This window comes from Streptomyces yangpuensis, from assembly GCF_024666385.1.
Taxonomy (GTDB): Bacteria; Actinomycetota; Actinomycetes; order Streptomycetales; family Streptomycetaceae; genus Streptomyces; species Streptomyces yangpuensis.
Genome location: NZ_CP102514.1, coordinates 3,266,321 through 3,286,026, shown reverse-complemented (window position 1 = coordinate 3,286,026; position 19,706 = coordinate 3,266,321). Strand labels below are relative to the sequence as shown.

The window sequence follows — 19,706 nt, the reverse complement described above, 5'->3', positions numbered from 1 at the left end:
CGGGTCAGTGGCGGAAGAAGATCCGGTCGCCGTACTCCTGCATCACGCGGCCGTTCCACTCGTGGCCGCCGTCGACGTTGCCCGAGCGCAGCAGTGGGGGCTCCAGGCCGCGGGCGGCGAGCTCGCCGGCGGCCGTCGCCATGACCGCCTGCATGATCGCGCTGGTGACGACCGTGGAGGCGGGGGCGAAGGGGGCGTCGATGCCGTCGAGGCTCAGCTCGGCGTCGCCGACCGCGATCTTGCTGTCGAGGACGACGTCGCAGTGGTCCTTGAGGAAGGTGCCGGAGGCGTGCCGGGACCGGGTGCCGGTGGCGTAGGCGACCGAGGTCACGCCGATGACCTTGAGGCCGATGGCGCGGGCGTTCATGGCCATCTCGACCGGCAGGGCGTTGCGCCCGGAGAGCGAGATGATCACGAGGACGTCGCCTTCGGAGGCGGGGCTGCTGTCGAGGACGGCGCCGGCGAGGCCGTCGACGCGTTCCAGGGCGCTGCCCAGCGTGGCGGGCATGACGTCGACACCGGCGGTGCCGGGGACGGCGAGGAAGTTCATCAGAGCCAGACCGCCGGCCCGGTAGACGACGTCCTGGGCGGGCAGCGAGGAGTGTCCGGCGCCGAAGGCGAAGAGGCGGTTCCCGGCGGCGACGGCGTCGGCGACGAGGGTGCCGGCCTCGGCGATGTGCGGGGCCTCCTCGTCCCGTACCCGCTCCAGCAGGCCGATGGCGGCGTCGAAGAACTGACCGGCCAGCTTGCTCTCGCTCATGCGCCGAAGGCCCTTCCAGAGGTGGGGTGCGTCCGTGTCCGCCGCTCACCGTGCGGTCTGGACCAAGGGCCTGTCAATACGGGCGTCAATCCCGCGTCCCAAGGGAAGGAGGATGTCCGTGAACGGTCTTGGCCCTCGGCACGGGACGGTTGTCGGTTCGATGCGTCAGAATTGGGGACAGGGCCAGCGCACGCAATCCGAGGGGCACGAATGTCCGGACTGATCGATACCACGGAGATGTATCTCCGCACCATCCTCGAGCTGGAAGAGGAAGGCGTGGTACCCATGCGCGCCCGCATCGCCGAGAGGCTGGACCAGAGCGGGCCGACGGTGAGCCAGACGGTGGCACGCATGGAGCGGGACGGCCTGGTGGCCGTCGCCACCGACCGGCACCTGGAGCTGACCGACGAGGGCCGCCGGCTGGCGACGCGCGTCATGCGCAAGCACCGGCTCGCCGAGTGCCTGCTCGTCGACGTCATCGGGCTGGAGTGGGAGCAGGTCCACGCCGAGGCCTGCCGGTGGGAGCACGTGATGAGCGAGGCGGTGGAGCGGCGGGTGCTGGAGCTGCTGCGCCACCCGACCGAGTCGCCGTACGGGAATCCGATCCCCGGGCTGGAGGAGCTGGGGGAGAAGGCCGAGGCGGAGCCGTTCCTGGAGGACGGCATGATCAGCCTGTCCGAGCTGGACCCGGGCACCGAGGGCAAGACGGTGGTCGTGCGGCGTATCGGGGAGCCGATCCAGACGGATGCGCAGCTGATGTACACGCTGCGTCGTGCGGGCGTGCAGCCCGGTTCGGTGGTGAGCGTGACCGAGTCCCCGGGCGGTGTCCTGGTCGGAAGCGGTGGTGAGGCCGCCGAGCTGGAGGCGGAGATCGCCTCGCACGTGTTCGTGGCGAAGCGCTGATCCTGCGGCCCGTGCAGCCCGTGTAGCCCGTGCGGCTCGCAGCGTCCTCGCCTGTACGTATCGGTGGTGCCGGTACGTATCGGTGCTCGTGCGTATGGGCTCGTGCGTATCGGCCCGGATGTGGGTGGTCCCGGCGCCTCGCGGCGCCGGGACCGGTCCTCCCCTGTGCGACCTGGAGCCCCGAGCTCTCAAGGTCTTCCCCTCGGACCGTCTTCCCCGAGCGGCCCGCCTCCCTGTTGAAAGGATCTCCATCGGCAGCGGCCGCCAATCCTTGAGCAAGGTCACTCGAAAGAGCGGTGTTGTGGGCGAGAACCCCGTTTTCGAATGCGGGTTCGATAGTCTGGCGGGGAACGAAGGGGGTGCATCTGCGGTGGTACAGCGCATCGATGTGACAGGGGCCGAAGGCGTTCGTCTGGCCGCCTGGCGGTTCCGAGAACCGGCCGCCGAAGCGGAACCGGACCCGCGCCCCGGTGTGCTGTTACTGCACGGCCTGATGGGCCGCGCCTCCCACTGGGCCGGCACCGCCCACTGGCTCGCCGAGCGGCGCCGCGTCGTCGCCCTGGACCAGCGCGGCCACGGCCACAGCGACCGCCCGCCCGCCGGCGCCGCCCCGCACACCGCCCTGGGCCGCGAGGCCTTCGTGGCCGACGCCGAGGCCGTCGTGGAACAGCTCGGCCTCGCCCCCGTGACCCTGATCGGCCACTCCATGGGAGCGCTCACCGCCTGGCAGCTCGCCGCCCGCCGCCCCGACCTGGTCGCTGCTCTCGTCATCTGCGACATGCGCGCCTCGGCCCTCGGCGCGGCCTCCCAGCGCGAATGGGAGGACTGGTTCCACCTCTGGCCGCTGCCCTTCCCCAGCCAGGACGCCGCCCGCCGCTGGTTCGGCGAGGACGACCCCCGCGTGGAGCGCCCCGACCCCGGCCGTGGCGCCTTCTTCGCCGAGGTCATGCACGAGGCCGCGGACGGCTGGCGCCCGCTCTTCTCCCGCCGCCAGATGCTGAAGGCCCGCGAGACCTGGGTCCACGACGCCCACTGGGAGGAGCTGGCCCAGGTCCGCTGCCCGACCCTCGTGGTCCGCGGCCTGGACGGCGAACTGGGCCGCGCCGAGGCCCAGGAGATGGTCCGCGTCCTCCCGGCCGGCCGGTACGCGGAGATCCCCGACGCCGGCCACTACCTCCACTACGACCAGCCGGCGGCCTTGCGCGCCGCGCTGGAACCCTTCCTGGACGACATCCCGGCCCCCACCCCCTGAACCCCTCGCCACGCGCCGCCCCGGACTCCGTCCTCCGGGGCGCGGGCGGGCCGGGTCGGCGGGGGTGGCCGGGCTGTCAGGGGGATGTCAGTGGGGTGTTCGGGGGGTGTCAGGGGGGAGCGCCATGGTTTCCACGTCGCCAGGCAAGCACCCTGAGAAACGAGGAAACCCGATGAACGCCGTCGCCGCCCTGCAGATCCTGATCGCCCTCGCCTTCCTGAGCATCCCGCTCGTCCGCAGCCGCTACGGCAGCCGCGCCCAGGCCGCCGTCGAGGCCGAGCTGGGGCGGCAGGGGGTGCGCACCACCGTCATGGCCGAGAACGGCATGCGCCTCGACGCCGGAGGGCACGAGACGTGGGCCCCCGTCGGGATCGCCACCGCCCTGGCCGTGCCCGCCGTCCTCGCACTCACCGGCAACTCCTGGGCCGGCACGCTCACCTGGATCGTCCAGCCGCTGGTCGTCCTCGTGAACTGCGTGATCCTCTACTCCAACCTGACCGCCGTGCCGTCCGTCACCGCCGCCTTCGCCAGGTCCGACGACGCCGAACTCCGGCGCATCGACGTCCCGTCCATGCTCCGCGCCGCCGAGCGGGGTTTCCCCCGCTGGGTGATGCCGTACCTGCAGAACCTCCGCCACGGCATCGTGTTCGCCGGCTCCGCCGCCGCCCTCGTCCTGCTCGCCACCCGCTGACGCCGACGCCGACGGATCCGCCTGGCTCCGGACCCGCCCGAACCGACCGAACCACCCGAACAGACCGACGGGCCTGCCTCCGCTCCCCCCGTGGGAGCGGAGGCCGGCCCGTTCCGGCGGCGGGCGGTCAGCCCTTGCTCACCGCCGACAGGATCTCCGGCAGCTTCCGCGCCACCGTCGGCGCCGCGAGCCGCAGCCCCGCCCAGGCGGCCAGCCAGCCCCAGACCACGCCGACCGGGAGCACGATCCACGAGACGTCCCGGTTCTCGGCCATGTTCAGCCAGATCGTCAGGGCGATCACCGGCGCGCTCACCAGCGCCGACATCAGCATCCCGGCGGCGATGCCGCCCCAGGCGAGCCCGCCCTGCCCCGGGGCGACGTTCTTGAAGGCGCCGTCCGTCGGGATGGAGTACGGGAAGCGGGCCGAGGCCAGGGCCCCCGTGCACAGCATCGAGCCCACCAGGGCGAGAGCCACACCCACCCCGGCGGGGAAGGCCTGCCAGTCGTCCACCAGAGCGGCGGTGACCGCCGTGACGAGGACCGTGTACGGGAGGACGACCAGGGCCAGCGCGGCCGCACGGGCGCGCAGCTCCACGTACGCGTCACGGGTGCTGGAGATGGTCTGCGCGACCATCCAGAACGCCGAGGTGTCCTGCCCGAACTGGTTGTACATCTGGACGCCGAGCATGCCCGCGCCGAAGCTGCCGAGATACACCGACCCCGTGCCCTGCAGCGCGTTGAAGACGGGCACGATCACACCGATCGCCAGCGCGGTCACCCACGCCGACTTCGTCTTCGGGTCGCGCACGGCATAGCGCAGGGTGCGCTGCATGGACGCGCCCGTCCGGCCGCCGGGCATCAGCGACCAGAAGCCGCCGTCGGCGCCGCCGCGGTTCTTCACCGGCCCGGACGCCGCGATCGTCGAACCGTCCGGTGTGACCATCAGCTTGGTCAGGCTGCGCTCCCAGGACCACAGCAGACCGGCCACGGCCGCCACGCTCAGCACCAGCTGGGCCGCAGCCCTGCCGTACGCGCCCTCGCCCACCGAGTCCACCATGCCGACGGCGGTCGCAGGCGGCAGCCACCGCACCACCGCCTCGACGGGCTCCAGCGCCGTGACGCCGCCCGCCTGGAAGAGGCTCTGGCTGGCGAAGTTGGCCAGCTGCGCACCCACCGCGATCACCAGACCGCTCAGCAGCGCCAGGTCGCGCCCCTTGCGGCTGGTCAGCAGCCGCACATTGGCCGTCGCCACGGCCCGCGCGAGGGTCACGCACCCGAGCAGCAGGAGCGGTACGGCGACCACCGCGGCCACCGCACCCGCGGCGCCGCGCGCGACGGCTGTCACCGAGCCGACCGCCAGGCACAGCGTGAACAGCGGCCCGATCCCGACCAGCGAGGTCGCGAGCAGGGCCCGTACGAGAGGACGCGGACGCAGCGGCAGCATCACCAGCCGGCCCGGGTCCATCGTCTCGTCCCCGGCGGGGAAGAACAGCGGCATGAACGCCCAGCCGAGCGCCAGGATCCCGGCCAGCAGGACCACGACGGTGCCCGCGTGCGCGTTGCCGTGCAGCAGAGCCAGGCCGAGCGTCATGAAGAAGCCGACCACCAGCGCGAAGGCCAGCGTCGAGAAGTAGGCGGCCTTGCGCTTCGAGGAGCCCTTGAGCCCGTTGCGCAGCAGCGACAGCTTGATGCGGAGGAAGACCGGGGTCAGCGCGGGCGGCGCGGCGGGCGCGGACGCTCCCGCGGACACCCCGGGGGCGATCCCGGCGGCGCCGGTGGGAGCGGTGGGCGCGCTCATCGCGCGACCGTCCCGGAGGTGCCGCCGAGCCAGTCCAGGGATTCCCCGGCCGCGTCCCGCCCGTGCGCGCCGACCAGTTCGAGGAAGGCGGCCTGCAGGGAGGGCGCGGAGCCCCGTACGTCGGCCAGCGGGCCCGCGGCGCGGATCCGGCCGGCGGCCATCACGGCCACCCAGTCGCACAGCGACTCGACGAGCTCCATCACGTGGGAGGAGAAGACGACCGTGGCACCGGACGAGGTGTAGCGCTCCAGCACACCGCGGATGGTCTGCGCCGACACCGGGTCGACACCCTCGAACGGCTCGTCCAGGAAGAGCACTTCGGGGTTGTGCAGCAGGGCCGCCGCCAGGCCGATCTTCTTCCGCATGCCGGTCGAGTAGTCGACGACCAGCTTGTGCTGCGAACCGGCGAGGTCGAGGATCTCCAGCAGCTGCGTGGCCCGCTTGTCGGTCTCGTCCCCCGCGAGCCCGCGCAACCGGCCCATGTAGCCCAGCAGTTCACGCCCCGAAAGCCGCTCGAAGAGCCGCAGCCCCTCGGGCAGTACGCCGATCCGCGCCTTCACCTCGGTCGGGTCCGCCCACACGTCGTGGCCCGCGACGACGACCCGCCCCATGTCGGGGCGCAGCAGTCCGGTCACCATCGACAGCGTGGTCGTCTTGCCCGCGCCGTTCGGCCCCACCAGGCCGATGAACTTCCCCGCGGGCAGCTCCAGATCGATGCCGGCGACGGCGACCTGCTCGCCGAACCGCTTCCACAGACCTTCCACGCGCACGGCGGACGGAGCGGTTCGCGCGCCGTCCGTCCCGTGCGTTCCACCCGTCGCATCGCCCTGGTCCGGCATGCGCCCGCCTCTCGTCACACGTCCCCGTTGGTCGTTCTTTCCTCACGATAGGAGGAGGGGGAGAGGCCTCATCAGTTACTTATGTCATGAGTTCCCGGGGCGCTTCCTCACAGCGGCGGCCGCGGCCGCCTCACCGGCGCGGTGTCACCCCTGGCGCCGCTTCCGTTCCGCCGCCGCCTCGCTGCCGCACGCGTACGCCAGCGCGTCGATCAGCTCCTCCGTGTCCGGCAGCCACCGGTTCGCGGGCGTGGGCCGGCGCGCCCACTGGACCGCGCCCCGGCCGCCGAAGCGGGTGGGCGGGGCCGCCACGTACTCGCCCTCGCCGCGGGCCGCGAGGTCGATCGCGGACGGCACCCAGCCCAGCTTCCGTACGAGGTCCGCGACCTTGACCCCGGCGCCCGGCAGCACGAAGAACAGCATGCGGTGATCGGGCGTCAGCGTGACCGGTCCGAGGGTGCGCTGCATCCGCTCCAGCCGGGCCAGCGCCAGGAAGCCGGCCGATTCCGGCACGTCCAGCGCGTCGAAGGTCCGGCCCGTCGGCAGCAGGATCGACGCCTGAGGGTGCTTGCCCCAGACGCGGCGCACCTGGACCGCGCTGCCGGTGGCGTGCGACGCCCAGTCCTTCACCGCCGCGTGCGCGCCGGGCGCCGGGCAGTCCTCGGCCCCGCAGGAGCACAGCTCCCGGCCGTCCCCGGGCTCCAGCCAGGTGCCGGCGAAGACATCCCAGTGCCGTTCTTCCACGTACCGCACGGCATGGTCCAACAGCTGCTCGCCGCGCTGCTTGGGGATGGGTGCGGTCTCCGTGACTCCCATGGTCTCTTCCACGCCCATCACAACTGCCCGGGTCACCCGGGGTTACGGGGGTAAACCCGCCCGCGAGCGGAGCATCGATCCTGCATGCGGGGCGCACTGATGCACGCGTGGGGGCGCGTAGGAGGCCGGGGCGCTGTTGCTGGGTAGCGACACGACGCAGAGCGGAAGATTCTCCGCACATCAGGCGGGAAGTGATCATTCCAACGGATCACCCGCGGTCAGCAGGGGGTTTTCATGGCAGCCAGGCCTCTCGTCGCCCGCCAGCCGAACGAACGGCTGCAGGCGCTCATCCAGGAAGCCGGGTGCTCCAACGCCGGGCTAGCCCGGCGCGTGAACATGTGCGGGGCCGAACACGGCCTCGATCTCCGCTACGACAAGACGTCCGTGGCCCGCTGGCTGCGCGGCCAGCAGCCGCGCGGCCGGGCACCCGGGATCATCGCCGAGGCCCTCGGGCGCAAACTCGGCCGGACCGTCACCATCGACGAGATCGGCATGGCCAACGGCAAGAACCTCGCCTCCGGCGTCGGCCTGCAGTTCTCCCCGACCGTCATCGGCGCGATCGAGCAGGTCTGCGAGCTGTGGCGCAGCGACGTCGGCCGCCGCGACTTCCTCTCCGGATCCAGCGTGGCCGCCTCCGCCCTCGTCGAACCCAGCCGCGACTGGCTGATCACCGGCGCCGACCACCAGGTGGCACGCAGCGGCGGCTCACGCGTCGGCATGTCGGACGTGGAGGCGGTACGGGCGACCACCGAGGCCCTCAAGGACCTCGACCACCGCTTCGGCAGCGGCCATGTACGGCCGGTGGTCGTGCACTACCTCAACTCGGTGGTGTCGGGGCTGATCGGCGGCTCCTACCGGGAACCGGTCGGCCGGGCCCTCTTCGCGGCGGTGGCCCGGCTGACGGAGCTGGCGGGCTACATGGCGGTGGACACCGGCCAGCCGGGCCTGGCGCAGCGGTACTACATCCAGGCGCTGCGCCTGGCCCAGGCGGCCGGGGACCGCGCGTACGGGGGCTACGTACTGGCGGCGTCCATGAGCCACCTCGCGGCGGAACTCGGGAACCCACGGGAGATCGCGCAGCTGGCCCGGGCCGCGCAGGAGGGGACCCGCGGGCAGGTCACCCCGAGGGTCGAGGCCATGTACTACGCCGCCGAGGCGCGCGGGCACGCGCTGCTGGGCGACGGCCGGGCGACGGGGGTGCTGTCGGCCCGGGCCATGAGCGCGCTGGAGCGGGCGGAGCCGGAATCCGGCGACGACCCGGTGTGGATCCGCCACTTCGACGAGGCGTACCTCGCGGACGAGCTGGCCCACTGCCACCGCGACCTGGGCCAGGCGGACGCGGCGGCCAGGCAGGCTGAGGAGGCCCTGCGGAGCCTGCCGCCGGGCAAGGCGCGCCGCCGCGCCATCGGGCTGCTGCTGCTGGCGGCGGCGCGGGTGCAGCAGCGTGAGGTGGAACAGGCCTGCCAGACGGCCACGCAGGCGGCGGACCTGCTGGAGGGGCTCCGCTCGAACCGGGGGAAGGAATACCTGGAGGACCTCCGGTCCCGACTGGAACCGTTCCGGGAGGAGGCGCCGGTCCGAGAATTCGCCGCCCGAGTCGCCTGAGGGCAGGCCCCCAAGCCCCGCGGCCCCACCCCGGCCCCCACGCCTCAAACGCGGTTTCCGTGGACAGGAGACGGCGGGGACGGACGGGGACGGACAGGAGACGGCGGGGACGGACGGGGACGGACTGGGCCGTGCTCCGTGGACAGGACGGGGATGGAGGGGGCCGGACAGGACACAGGGGTGACAGACGGGGACGGTCGACGGACGGGCGGACGGGGGCGGTGAGAGGGGACGGGGGTGGGGTGGGGTGTCGGCCGGGACGTAAAACGTGATTTGTGGCGCGGCGCGTGCCAGTACGGCTGGACCGCCCCAGGGCGCCCTAAATCATGCAGTCCCGGACGGCACCCCACCCCGCCCCCGGCCCCGGCCCCGCGGCTCGCGCCCCCGCCGCGCCCCACGAGCAGGTAGCGTTGCCGGACGGTTCCGTACGGTCGGGCGAGTCGGAGAAGGAGTCCCGGTGACGCAGAGCGGACAAGGGGGTACCCCTCAGCCTGGTACCCCATGGGATCCGGACGCGGCGTCCGGCTATCCGGCGTACCCGGAGCAGCCACAGCAGGAGCAGCCGCAGCAGGCGCACCCCGGGGCCGCCTACGGCTACCCGCAGGCCTACCCCGCCACGGAGGTCCCGCCCGGGCACGTGGTCGGGCCCGGCTACGAGGGACCCGGCGCACCGCACGGCTACGGCTATCCGCCGCTGCCCGAGGCCGCCACCCAGTACATCCCGCCCGTACCGGCAGCCCCCGCAGCCCCCGCCGCCCCCGCAGCACCCGCGGCCCCCGCACACGACGAGGCGGCGACCCAGTTCATCCCGCCCGTCCCGGCACACCCCGGCCCCGGTCCCGGCCCCGGCCACGACGAGGCCGCCACGCAGTACATAGCCCCCGTGCCGGCGCACGCGGAGGCTGCGACCCAGTACATCCCGCCGGTCCCGGCGGGACCCGCGGCCCCCGCCGCCCCCGCCGCCTCCGCCGTCGAAGGCTTCGACGGCCTGTTCCGCGGCGACGACTCCGCCGGGCACACCCAGCACCTGCCGCCCGTGCAGGAGCCCGTGCTGCGGGGCCGCCCCCCGCAGCGCCCCTACCCGCCGCGCGGCCAGGGCCCCGTACCGCCCCAGGCCCACCAGCAGCACCCGCACCCGCACCCGCAACACCCACACCCGCAGCCACCGCACCAGCAGTACGCACCGCCCCCGCCGGCGGAGCCCTCCCGCAAGGTCTCGCCCGCGATCATCGGCGCCGTCGTCATCGGCCTCGCCATGGTCGGCCTCGGCGTCGGCACGTTGCTTCCCGACGGCAAGCCCCAGAACAACGACCCCGGCGCCGTGCCCGTCGCGCCGACCGCGAGCGGCGGCTCCGCCGCGCCCGCCGAGGCCCCGGTCGACCCGGCCCGCCCCCAGGCAGTCCAGCTGGACAAGCTCCTCGCGGACAGCAACGACAGCCGGGCCGCGGTGATCAAGGCCGTGGAGGACATCAAGAGCTGCGCCAATCTGGACCAGGCGGCTTCCGACCTGCGCGACGCGGCCCGCCAGCGCGAGGAACTCATCACCCGGCTGCAGGAGTTGAAGCTCGACAAGCTCCCCGACCACGCCAAGCTGTCCGCCACCCTGACCAAGGCCTGGCAGGCGTCGGCGGACGCCGATAACAGCTACGCGGCCTGGGCCGACGACGTGGACGACGACGACAAGTGCAAGGACGGCAAGGCCAAGGCCAACAAGAACGCCGCCGAGGGCAACAAGTCGAGCGGCGAGGCGACCAAGGCCAAGGAGTCGGCCGCGACCATGTGGAACACGATCGCGGCCAAGTACGGACTCACCAAGCGCGACAAGTCCCAGCTCTGAGCACGCAGTCTCTGACCGCCCCCGTCGCACGGACTACGGGCCCGTCAGGCCCCGGCCAGGCTCCCGTCAGGCCCCGGCCAGACCCCCTCCAGGCCCGGCCAGCCCCCGTCAGGCCCCGGCCAGCCCCCGTCAGGCCGTACGCGGGGCCTGCTCCAGCGTCGAGGTCATGTCCAGGCTCTGCTCGCCGGGCTGCGCCACCAGCCGCCCGGCCTGCACGATCTGGAAGGTGACCTGCCCGTTGACGATGCGGGGGAAGCCGGCGACGGCCCGCATGTCCTGGTAGCGCCAGCTCAGGTCCGGGGTGAGGCCGCCGGTCCTGACCGGCTGGGCCTCGTTCAGCGACCGCTTGACCTTGCGGGCGTCGACGCCCTCGCCCTTCCCGAAGCGCTTCACGATCTCGCTGAGCACCGTGTACGCGATCCAGGTGGTCTGCGCCCCGGTGTCGTCGGGGTCGACGGTGTCGTCGCCGAAGGCGAACTCGGTGACGACCTTGCGCATCGGCTCCCAGACGGGGTCGGAGGACACCGGGTACCAGCTCGTGATGTACGCGCCCTCGAAGGGGCTCTCCCGGCCGCCCGTGCGGTCCACCAGGGACTGGCTGACACTGCCCAGCACGGACGAGATCTGCGGCTTCCTGCGCTGCGGCTCGGTGCGGCGGAAGGCGTCGAAGAACGTCTCGGTGCGCTCGCCGAGGACCGCGGTGACGCAGCCCTTCTCCTTCTCCTTCTCCTTGCCGGTGCCGGTGGTGTGCGCGAGGGCCTCGGTGGCCTGCGGCTTGAAGTCCGCGGAGTCCTCCGCGGCCCGGATGTCGGCGGCGTCGGCCATCTTGTTCGCCCGCAGCCCCGCGTTCAGCAGGACCGGCAGCGCGTCGCCCGGGATGGTGTCGGGGCGTACGAGGGCCACCTGGTCGCAGACGCGTCCCAGCTGGTGGCCGGCGCCGGCGATGAGGACGGACTGGCCGCCGTTGACCGGGTAGGACATCGGGGACTGGAACTCCTCCGAGGAGACCCCGTAACCGCCGATGAAGGGGATGCCCTCCGCCTCCAGCGGGGCCATGAAGGCGCGTCCGTGCTGGCTGTAGGAGCCGACGACGGCGACGGCCTTCTCCGCGACGGCCTTGCGGGCGCAGTCGGCGGCGCCGCTGGGGGTGTTCTTCTCGTTGCAGGTCAAGACGCGGAGTTTGTGGCCGTTGATGCCGCCCTTGGCGTTCACCCAGCGCTCGTACGCTTTGGCCATTCCGGTCATTCCCGGCATGTTCGTGGCCTTGGTCCCCTCGGGGGCGAAGGTCATGACGGTGATGGTCCCTCCAGGGCCGCCGGAGGCCGCGGAGCCCCCGGGGAGCGCCCCGCATCCGGCCACGAGGCTCGCACCCATCGCCGTGGCCACGAAGGTGCGGGAGAGCGATGCTGCGCGTCGCGAGATGGTCATGTCCATGCACCATTCCGCCCCGCGAATAACTGTTGAGTGAGATGGACGCAACATCGGGTGACGTCGAGGTGAATTACGGGGGCGCAGTCCTTTGTGGGCGCTTCAAGATCGCACTCAACAGGAACGTACGATCGAAAGCGTGACATTCGCCCAAGGTTCGAAGAACTCTTCCAAACGCGGCGGCCGCTCCTCCACCATGGGCGGCATGCCCCTGAACGACATGCCGTGGTGGCGCTGGCGCAGCAACGTGCGCTCGGCGCTGCACATGCTTTCCGATCCGGCCTTCCACGAGGACACCTGGCTGGCCGGCGACGAAGGGTACGGCGACGTCACCGACGCCGTGTACCGGCTCGTCGAGGACACCTGGCTCGACAGCTGGTCGGCGGAGAAGTACGTCGGCACGATCTTCCGCGACTCGCAGGAGGCGGCCCTCGTCGACCTCGCCGTGCTGCGCGTGCTCCGGATCCTCCACCAGGTCGGCCCCGACGCCCCCGTCTCCGTCTACCTGGAGCACCACGCGTGGCCCGAGGCGGTCCGTGCCGCGCGCGAGGCGCACGTACGGCTCGCGCAGGCCGACGGGGACGACCCGGACGTACGGCCCACCTCGCTGGAAGTTTTGAAGATCCTCACCCGCGCGGTGTGAAAGGCTGTGCGGTCATGAGCGACCCGCACAACGAGGCCCAGGCCCAGCAGCAGCCCCAGTACGTCCTGACCGTGTCCTGCCCCGACAAGCAGGGCATCGTGCACGCCGTGTCGAGCTACCTCTTCATGACCGGCTGCAACATCGTGGACAGCCAGCAGTTCGGAGACCGGGAGACCGGGCTCTTCTTCATGCGGGTGCACTTCGAGGCCGAGCCTGCCGTGACGGTGGAGAAGCTGCGGGCGAGCTTCGCCGCCATCGGCGAGTCCTTCAAGATGGACTGGGAGATCCACCGCTCCGAGGAGCGCATGCGGATCGTCCTGATGGTGTCCAAGTTCGGGCACTGCCTCAACGACCTGCTGTTCCGGTCGCGGATCGGGGCGCTGCCGGTCGAGATCGCGGCCGTGGTGTCCAACCACACCGACTTCGCCGAGCTGGTCGCCTCGTACGACGTGCCGTTCGTGCACATCCCGGTGACGAAGGACACCAAGGCCCAGGCCGAGGCGCAGCTGCTGGAACTCGTACGGGCCGAGAACGTCGAGCTGGTGGTGCTGGCCCGGTACATGCAGGTGCTGTCGGACAACCTGTGCAAGGAGCTCAGCGGGCGGATCATCAACATCCACCACTCGTTCCTGCCGAGCTTCAAGGGCGCGAAGCCGTACCACCAGGCGCACGCGCGCGGTGTGAAGCTGATCGGTGCGACCGCGCACTACGTGACGGCGGACCTCGACGAGGGGCCGATCATCGAGCAGGAGGTCGAGCGGGTGGGCCACGAGGTCACCCCGGACCAGCTGGTGGCCGTCGGGCGCGACGTCGAGTGCCAGGCGCTCGCGCGCGCGGTGAAGTGGCACAGCGAGCACCGCGTGCTGCTGAACGGCTCCCGCACGGTGGTCTTCGCCTGACGCTGACGCGCTGACGCGCTGACGCACGGACCCCGTGGGGTACGGCGCCGGACGTACGGCCGCAGGGCCACGGCCCCGGTCGTACGGGCCCCAGCTCGGCCCTGCCCCGGCCCTGCGGGCCCCCAGGCCGGGCGTGCCCCGGCCGTACGGCCCGGCCGCGCTGCGGGCCTGCGGTGCCCGCGGCGGGGCGCCAGGATGTCGCGCCGGCCTGCCGGCCCGCCGGCCTGCCGGCCTGCCGGCCCGCCGGCCTGCCGGCCCGCCGGCCCGCCGGCCCGCCGGCCGCCCGCCCGTCCGGCAGGACAGGCGCGCGCGCCCGTCACCGCCGTGCCGCGCTCCGGCACGGCACCCCGGAAGCGTGCAAGCCCGCCGCAGGCGTCACGCGTCCGGGGCCTCCACGCCGCAGTACGCCGCGAAAGCCGCCAGGATCTCGTCCTCCGAGATGCGGCCGTCGCCGTCCGTGTCGAGGCCGAGCGCCACCTGCTCGGCGAGCTCCGGCGCCGTGCCGAGGACGCGCAGCACCCGGGCCGCGGCCGGCGGCGTCGCGCCGTGGCCGTCCTCGTCCGCCACCGCGATCACGGCGCGCAGGAACGGCCGCGCGATCTCCGCGAACCGCTGCGGGTTGTCCCGCAGCCGCTTGGCCGCCCCGGTGATGAACTCCTCGCGGGACACCCGCTGGTCCCCGTCGACGTCCGCGATTCCGGCCATGCCCTGCCAGAACGCCTCGGCTCCGCCGAAGACGGCCTGGCCCTTCTCCGACCGTGCGGTGGTACCGAATTCGACCAGGACGGCCTTCGCGGCCGCGCTGAAGTCCTCCCGGTCGATGAAGCCGGACCCGTCCTGGTCGAAGGTGGCGAATCGGGCGGCGATCTTGCGCTCGTATTCTGCGCTGTCCATATGCGGCGTTCCACCTTCACGTGTGCGTGGGGTTCAGATCAAGACAAGGCAGGAGCGTAAGGCCTATGTGGCCTGCACGTTAAGCGAAGCGGTCAAGCAGGCGGCCGCATCGAACCCGCGCACGGGGAGCGCGGCGGGGCGCGTACGCGTGTACCCATGTGCCCTCGACCGCACCACCGTTCACGCCCTGCGACGCCCCTATCACGCAGGGCCCACATCCGAAGGGAGCTTCAGCCAAAACAGGCGCGATCCGCCATGTGCCCACTACATTCGATGCGTCGACACACGGCTGGGGGCACTTATGCCGAAGGACGTACCACCGCGGTGGGACCGCCGCATGCAGCAGCGCCTCGCCCGCGGCGAGGCCGCCGCGCTCGGTGAGCTCTACGACCGCTTCGCCTCGCTCGTGCACAGCCTGGCGCACCGCGTGCTGGGCGACGAGAAGGCGGCGGACCGGATCACCCGCGAGGTCTTCGGATACATCTGGGAGAACCCGGACGCCTACGACCCCAAGCAGGGCTCCATGCGTTCCTGGGTCGCCCGGATCACCCAGGGCCAGGCGGTGGCCCGGCTGCGCCAGGCCGAACTGGGCCGGGGCTCCCGCGAGGAGCTGGAGCAGAAGGTGCGCAGCGCCAACGCCGCCGCCCGCGCGGACTACATCGTCACCTCCATGCCCACGCCGCTGCGGGCCGCGCTGGAACTCGCCTACTTCAAGCGGCGCGACTACCGGCAGGCCGCCGCCGACCTCCAGATCAGCGAGGACGAGGCGCGCCGCAGGCTGCGGCTCGGGCTCCAGCTGCTGTCGACCGCCAACGCCCTCCCGCAGGAGGACACCGCCCAGCCCGGTTACGGCTCGCGCGAATACGGAACACCCCGATGAACGGCCCCGCCCAGTCGCCCGACGACGGATACGAGCGTCCCGGCGGCCGGGCGCGGATACCGGGCCCGCGCGGGGCCGCCGACGACCTCGACCCGGGGCACGCGCCGAGGCCCCTGCCGTTGCCGCCGGAACCGGCCCCGCCGCCGCCCTCGCACGCCGTGCTGAAGTCCCTGCTCGGCGCGTGGGCGCTGGCGGCGTGCTCCGCGGAGGAGACCCGGGCCGTGGAGGACCACCTCACCGAATGCGCGCCCTGCGCCGAGGAGGCGCTGCGGCTGCGCGACGCGGTCGGACTGCTGCACCCCGAGGAGAGCCTCGACCTCAAGCCACTGCTGCGCTCGCGGGTCCTGGAGGACTGCCTCGGCAAGCGCCCGGCTCGCATTCCGGTGCCGGTGTGGGCGAGTCCGTACGACACCGAGACCGCGCGGCTCGACGCCCTGCTGCAGGACTTCGGCGACTCCGAGTGGCACACCCCCGTACGCCTGAAGTGGTTCGAGGAGGAACGGCGCCGGTCCCAGCGGACCACCGTGGCGGGCGTGATCGGGCACTTGATGACGGTCGACGGGCTGATCGCCACCGCGCTCGGGCTGGACGATCCGCTGGGGGCGGACGCGCCGCCGGGCGGTCCGACCGTACGGACGGAGTACTTCTGGGGCGCGTCGGCGAAGCCGACGACGCGCCAGGTGCGCGAACCGTGGCGGGAACAGGGCCACACCCTGGTCCGTACGGTGTCCTTCGCGGGCCGGGGTGTCGCCGAACTCGCCGTGGACTACGGCGGTTTCGCGCTGCCACTCGGTGACGCCTTCCTGGAGCGGGCCTTCGAGTGCTGGGTGCACGCGTGGGACATCGCGGACGCGGTGGACTACCCGTACGAGCCGCCGTCCGGACCGCACCTGCACGGGATGATCGACCTGGCGGCCCGCCTGCTGCCGGGCGCGCTGGCAGAGCGCCGCCGCGCGGGCCTGGCGGCCCCGCCGCGGAGCCTGGTCGCGGCGGGAGCACCCGGGCGGACCCTGCACCTGGAGATCGAGGGCGCGGGCGGCGGTGGCTGGGACATCGCGCTGGACTCGCCGGGGGCGAAACCGTCGCCGGACCGCACGGTCGCGGAGATCGCCCTGGACGGCATCGAGTTCTGCCAGCTGGCCGCCGGCCACATCGCGCCGGAGGACGTGGCGGCGGGCCAACACGGCGACCGCGAGGCGATCCGCGACGTCCTCTTCGCGGCGGCATCCCTGAGCCGCCTCTAGGCGGTGGGTGGTGGGGTCGGGTCACGGCGGGAGCAGGCGGGGTGGTGTAGGGGAGCGGGAGCCGTTCGGGGCGGGGGGCGGAAGGCGCGGGGATGGTGTGGTGGGGGCGGGAGCTGCTCGGACCTTGGTCAGTGACGCGTATGGGGGTTTCCCGTCAGTCCCATCGTCTCTCCGTGTCGTGCCGGTCCCTCAAGGGCGCTCCTTCGTCGCGTCGCTTCGCGATGTCGCTGCGCTCCACCCTTGACCGACCGTCCCGCCCCGGAAATCCGAAAGACTGCCGGGAAACCCCCAAAAGGACGGGCCGGGGGAGCAAGACGCTTAAGGGGCGGCGCCCTGCCCGGGCGAAGCCCGGAGCGCCCCCAATCGCTACGCGCTCCTGTCGGAGGGCGTCTGCGAGCCTCTTTGGTCGGTCATAAGCCGCCACTAATCGCTACGCGCTCCTGCCGGGAGGCGTCTGCGAGTCCCGGTGGCTGGTCATAGGCCGCCATCGATCGCTACGCGCTTCTCGATCACGCGTCCGCAGACCGTCAGGGGTGGCTCACAGGCCGCAGAGGCCGGAATGGGCTCCCACAGATGGCGCCTGCGGGCTGTCGGGGACTGGAAAAGCGGCGGATGACGGCTGAGGCGAATCCCATCCGGGTCTGGGAGGGTGGGCACCTCAAAGAGGCTGCAATATGCCCCAATTGCCCCTGTCTGTGCGCGTGGACGGGATCTCACGGTCACCCTGACGGGGATTGAGTTCGGCTGGGCCGATGGATCGGCCTTTCGGACCTCTCATTCGCCCCGATCAGCCCCCAACTGGCGGCGGACGCCGTCTCGCAGGAGCGCGTAGCGATCGATGGCGGCCCCTGTCGACCCCCGGAGCTCGCACTCGCCGTCTTCGAGAAGCACCTAGTGATCTGTCGCGGCCTATGACCAGCCACAGGGACTCGCAGACGCCGTCAGACAGGAGCGCGTAGCGAATTTGGGCGGCTTATGACCAGCCCAAGAGGCTCGCACCCGCCGTCCTCGAGGAGCGCGTAGCGATTGGTGGCGGCTTATGACCAGCCACAGGGGCTGGCAGACGCCGTCGGGCAGGAGCGCGTAGCGATTGGGGGCGGCTTATGACCAGCCACAGGGGCTGGCAGACGCCGTCGGGCAGGAGCGCGTAGCGATTGGGGGCGCTCCGGGCTTCGCCCGCGCAGGGCACCGCCCCTTAAGCGTCTTGCTCCCCCGGCCCGTCCTTTTGGGGGTTTCCCGGCAGTCTTTCGGATTTCCGGGGCGGGACGGTCGGTCAAGGGGGGCCGAAGGCCCTCGCGAAGCGACGCGACGAAGGAGCGCCCTTGAGGGACCGGCACGACACGGAGAGACGATGGGACTGACGGGAAACCCCCATACGCGTCACTGACCAAGGCCCGGGCAGCTCCCGCCCCCACACCACCCCGCACCGTCGAAGCCGCCGCCCCGCCATCTGCCGCCGTGCTCCGCCCCCCGCGCCCGCCTCGGCGTGGGTGCTCGTACCGCCGCGGCCCCGCCTCCTACGCGTAGCGCTCGCGGAGTTTGTACTTGAGGACCTTGCGCAGGGCTTCGTTGCGGGGGAGGGCGTCCAGGAGTTCCAGTTGTTCGGGGAGTTTGTGGGTGGCGAGGCCTTCCGCGCGGAGGTAGGCCGTGAGCTGGGGGAGGGTGAGGGGGGCGGCCCCCGGGGGCTGTTCTACTACGGCGCAGACGCGTTCGCCGCGGGTCCGGTCGGGGAGGCCGATGACGGCGACGTCCGCGACGCCCGGGAGGCGGTGGAGAAGGTCCTCGATCTCCTTGGCGGAGATGTTCTCGCCCTTGCGGATGATGACGTCCTTGCTGCGGCCGGTCAGGACCAGGTAGCCGTCGGGAGTGAGGTGGCCCAGGTCGCCGGTGACGAGGTAGCCGTCGGCGTCGAAGACCTCGGCGGACGGGTCGCCGCCCAGGTAGCCCTGGCAGACCGCCTCGCCGCGCAGGCGGACCTCCCCGTCCGTGTACGGGGGGAGGGGGATGCCGTCGGGGGTGGTGATGCGGATGGACATGCCCTGAGGGGGGCGGCCCTCGGTGGTGGCGAGGTTCTCCGGGGTGTCGTCCGGGGCGCCCATGGTGATCATGGGTACTTCGGTCATTCCGTAACCGTGGGTGAGCTGGCAGCCGAGTTCGCGGACCACCGCATGGTAGATCTCGGGGGGTTTGGGGGCTCCGCCGCCCGCGAGGAGGCGGAGGGTGGGGATGAGGGGGACGTCCGGGGCCTTGCGCTGCTCCGTGAGGAACATGGAGTAGAAGGCGGTCGACCCGCCGGCGACGGTGACGCCGTGGCGGCGGTAGCCGTCGAGGGCGTCCGGCATCGCGAACTTCTCGAAGAGGACCGCGGGGAAGCCGTAGAGCAGCAGCATCACCGTGTAGTCCGGTCCGGCTATGTGCGCGTAGGGGAAGGCCATCGAGCCGACGTCGGACGGGGTCAGGCGCAGGGCGTGCGCGAGGCAGGAGCCGCCGGCGATGAGGGAGCGGTCGGTGTGCAGGACGCCCTTGGGGTCGGAGGTGGTGCCGGAGGTCCAGTAGATCCAGCGGACGTCGGTTCCGGAGGCGGGCGGCGGGGGCAGTACGGCCGGGTCGCCGTCCGGGAGGGAGTCGTAGGCCTCGAAGACGCCGCGGGCGCCGAGCCTGCGAGCCATAGCGTGGTGGTCGTGGCCCCGCCACACGCCGGGAACGGCGAAGAACTCGGCCTTGGCCTCGCGGAGCGCGAAGCCGACCTCGCGGTCGCGGTAGAAGGGGATGACGGGGGTCTGGACGGCTCCGATCCGGGCGAGGGCGAAGGTGAGCAGCACGGTCTCGATGCGGGTGGGGAGCTGCCAGGCGACGACGGTGCCGGGGCGTACGCCCATGTCGTGGAGGCCTGCGGCGACGCGTTCGGCGCGGTCGCGCAGTTCGCCGAAGGTGAGGTGCCGGTCGGCGGCGGGGTCCTCGGCGGCTTCGATCAGGACGGTGGTGTCCGGGGTGAGTGCGGCCCGGCGGGTGATGAGTTCCCACAGGGTGCGGGAGCGGCTCAGTTCTGTCGCGGTCGCGGTGTCCGTCATCGCAGAACTCCCCCTGGCCGATTAGCTGACGGTTAGTCAGGTCAAGCGGAGAGCGTAGAGCGCCGACGCTTGTCGGTCCAGGGGTGGCGGGGCTAGCTTGTTTCTGACGACCCATCAGATAGCTACGGGGTCGGCACCGGATTGGCGCC

16 protein-coding genes are annotated in these 19,706 nt (G+C 72.3%); 9 read left to right on the top strand and 7 right to left on the bottom strand.

The window, feature by feature from the left end:
- Positions 1–4: 4 nt before the first annotated feature.
- Positions 5–760, bottom strand: a complete 756-nt coding sequence (locus NRK68_RS14875; RefSeq protein WP_183067852.1) for an SIS domain-containing protein — start codon at positions 758–760, stop codon at positions 5–7.
- 210 nt (positions 761–970) lie between these two features.
- On the opposite strand from NRK68_RS14875, the gene NRK68_RS14870 reads away from it, so the two are divergent.
- From NRK68_RS14870 to NRK68_RS14860, 3 genes are all read left to right on the top strand, one after another.
- Positions 971–1,663 carry an iron-dependent transcriptional repressor DtxR gene (locus NRK68_RS14870; protein WP_030665907.1) on the top strand — a complete coding sequence of 231 codons (693 nt, stop codon included), beginning with the start codon at positions 971–973 and terminating at the stop codon, positions 1,661–1,663.
- Positions 1,664–2,033: 370 nt separating this feature from the next.
- Entirely contained in the window at positions 2,034–2,915 is an 882-nt protein-coding gene (locus NRK68_RS14865) for an alpha/beta fold hydrolase (protein ID WP_183067851.1), read from the top strand.
- Positions 2,916–3,087: 172 nt separating this feature from the next.
- Positions 3,088–3,606 (top strand): hypothetical protein, encoded by a 519-nt coding sequence (locus NRK68_RS14860; RefSeq protein ID WP_183067850.1) that lies wholly within the window; start codon positions 3,088–3,090, stop codon positions 3,604–3,606.
- Between the two features lie 127 nt (positions 3,607–3,733).
- Here NRK68_RS14860 and NRK68_RS14855 read toward each other — a convergent pair whose 3' ends face one another.
- The 3 genes from NRK68_RS14855 to NRK68_RS14845 form a co-directional block, all read right to left on the bottom strand.
- Positions 3,734–5,404, bottom strand: a complete 1,671-nt coding sequence (locus NRK68_RS14855; protein ID WP_183067849.1) for a transporter — start codon at positions 5,402–5,404, stop codon at positions 3,734–3,736.
- A complete protein-coding gene (locus NRK68_RS14850) occupies positions 5,401–6,243 on the bottom strand; it encodes an ABC transporter ATP-binding protein (RefSeq protein WP_183067848.1) in 843 nt (280 codons plus the stop codon). The genes NRK68_RS14855 and NRK68_RS14850 overlap by 4 nt, the downstream gene beginning before the upstream one ends.
- Before the next feature lie 144 nt (positions 6,244–6,387).
- Positions 6,388–7,056 carry a bifunctional DNA primase/polymerase gene (locus NRK68_RS14845; protein WP_257855963.1) on the bottom strand — a complete coding sequence of 223 codons (669 nt, stop codon included), beginning with the start codon at positions 7,054–7,056 and terminating at the stop codon, positions 6,388–6,390.
- Between the two features lie 234 nt (positions 7,057–7,290).
- Here NRK68_RS14845 and NRK68_RS14840 point away from each other — a divergent pair, with 234 nt between their 5' ends.
- Together NRK68_RS14840 and NRK68_RS14835 are read left to right on the top strand one after the other, a co-directional pair.
- Positions 7,291–8,661, top strand: a complete 1,371-nt coding sequence (locus NRK68_RS14840) for an NsdA family TPR-like regulatory protein (RefSeq protein ID WP_183067846.1) — start codon at positions 7,291–7,293, stop codon at positions 8,659–8,661.
- Positions 8,662–9,118: 457 nt separating this feature from the next.
- Positions 9,119–10,498 carry a hypothetical protein gene (locus NRK68_RS14835; protein WP_257855962.1) on the top strand — a complete coding sequence of 460 codons (1,380 nt, stop codon included), beginning with the start codon at positions 9,119–9,121 and terminating at the stop codon, positions 10,496–10,498.
- Positions 10,499–10,627: 129 nt separating this feature from the next.
- Here NRK68_RS14835 and NRK68_RS14830 read toward each other — a convergent pair whose 3' ends face one another.
- Positions 10,628–11,926 (bottom strand): ABC transporter substrate-binding protein, encoded by a 1,299-nt coding sequence (locus NRK68_RS14830; RefSeq protein WP_257855961.1) that lies wholly within the window; start codon positions 11,924–11,926, stop codon positions 10,628–10,630.
- Positions 11,927–12,122: 196 nt separating this feature from the next.
- Here NRK68_RS14830 and NRK68_RS14825 point away from each other — a divergent pair, with 196 nt between their 5' ends.
- Positions 12,123–12,569, top strand: a complete 447-nt coding sequence (locus NRK68_RS14825) for an SCO4402 family protein (protein WP_030902465.1) — start codon at positions 12,123–12,125, stop codon at positions 12,567–12,569.
- A 14-nt stretch (positions 12,570–12,583) separates the two neighbouring features.
- Entirely contained in the window at positions 12,584–13,468 is an 885-nt protein-coding gene (gene purU, locus NRK68_RS14820; RefSeq protein ID WP_183067843.1) for a formyltetrahydrofolate deformylase, read from the top strand.
- 375 nt (positions 13,469–13,843) lie between these two features.
- Here purU and NRK68_RS14815 read toward each other — a convergent pair whose 3' ends face one another.
- Complete coding sequence (locus NRK68_RS14815) at positions 13,844–14,362, bottom strand: EF-hand domain-containing protein (RefSeq protein ID WP_183067842.1); 519 nt, start codon at positions 14,360–14,362, stop codon at positions 13,844–13,846.
- Positions 14,363–14,663: 301 nt separating this feature from the next.
- Between NRK68_RS14815 and NRK68_RS14810 the strand changes: the two genes are divergently transcribed.
- On the top strand, positions 14,664–15,242 hold the full coding sequence (locus tag NRK68_RS14810; protein ID WP_183067841.1) for a sigma-70 family RNA polymerase sigma factor: 579 nt from the start codon (positions 14,664–14,666) through the stop codon (positions 15,240–15,242).
- Positions 15,239–16,486, top strand: coding sequence for a maleylpyruvate isomerase N-terminal domain-containing protein (locus NRK68_RS14805; RefSeq protein ID WP_183067840.1), 1,248 nt, complete (start codon positions 15,239–15,241; stop codon positions 16,484–16,486). Before NRK68_RS14810 ends, NRK68_RS14805 begins: the two co-directional genes overlap by 4 nt.
- 1,517 nt (positions 16,487–18,003) lie before the next feature.
- On the opposite strand, the gene NRK68_RS14800 is transcribed toward NRK68_RS14805, so the two are convergent.
- Entirely contained in the window at positions 18,004–19,557 is a 1,554-nt protein-coding gene (locus NRK68_RS14800; protein WP_183067839.1) for an AMP-binding protein, read from the bottom strand.
- Between the last annotated feature and the right edge of the window lie 149 nt (positions 19,558–19,706).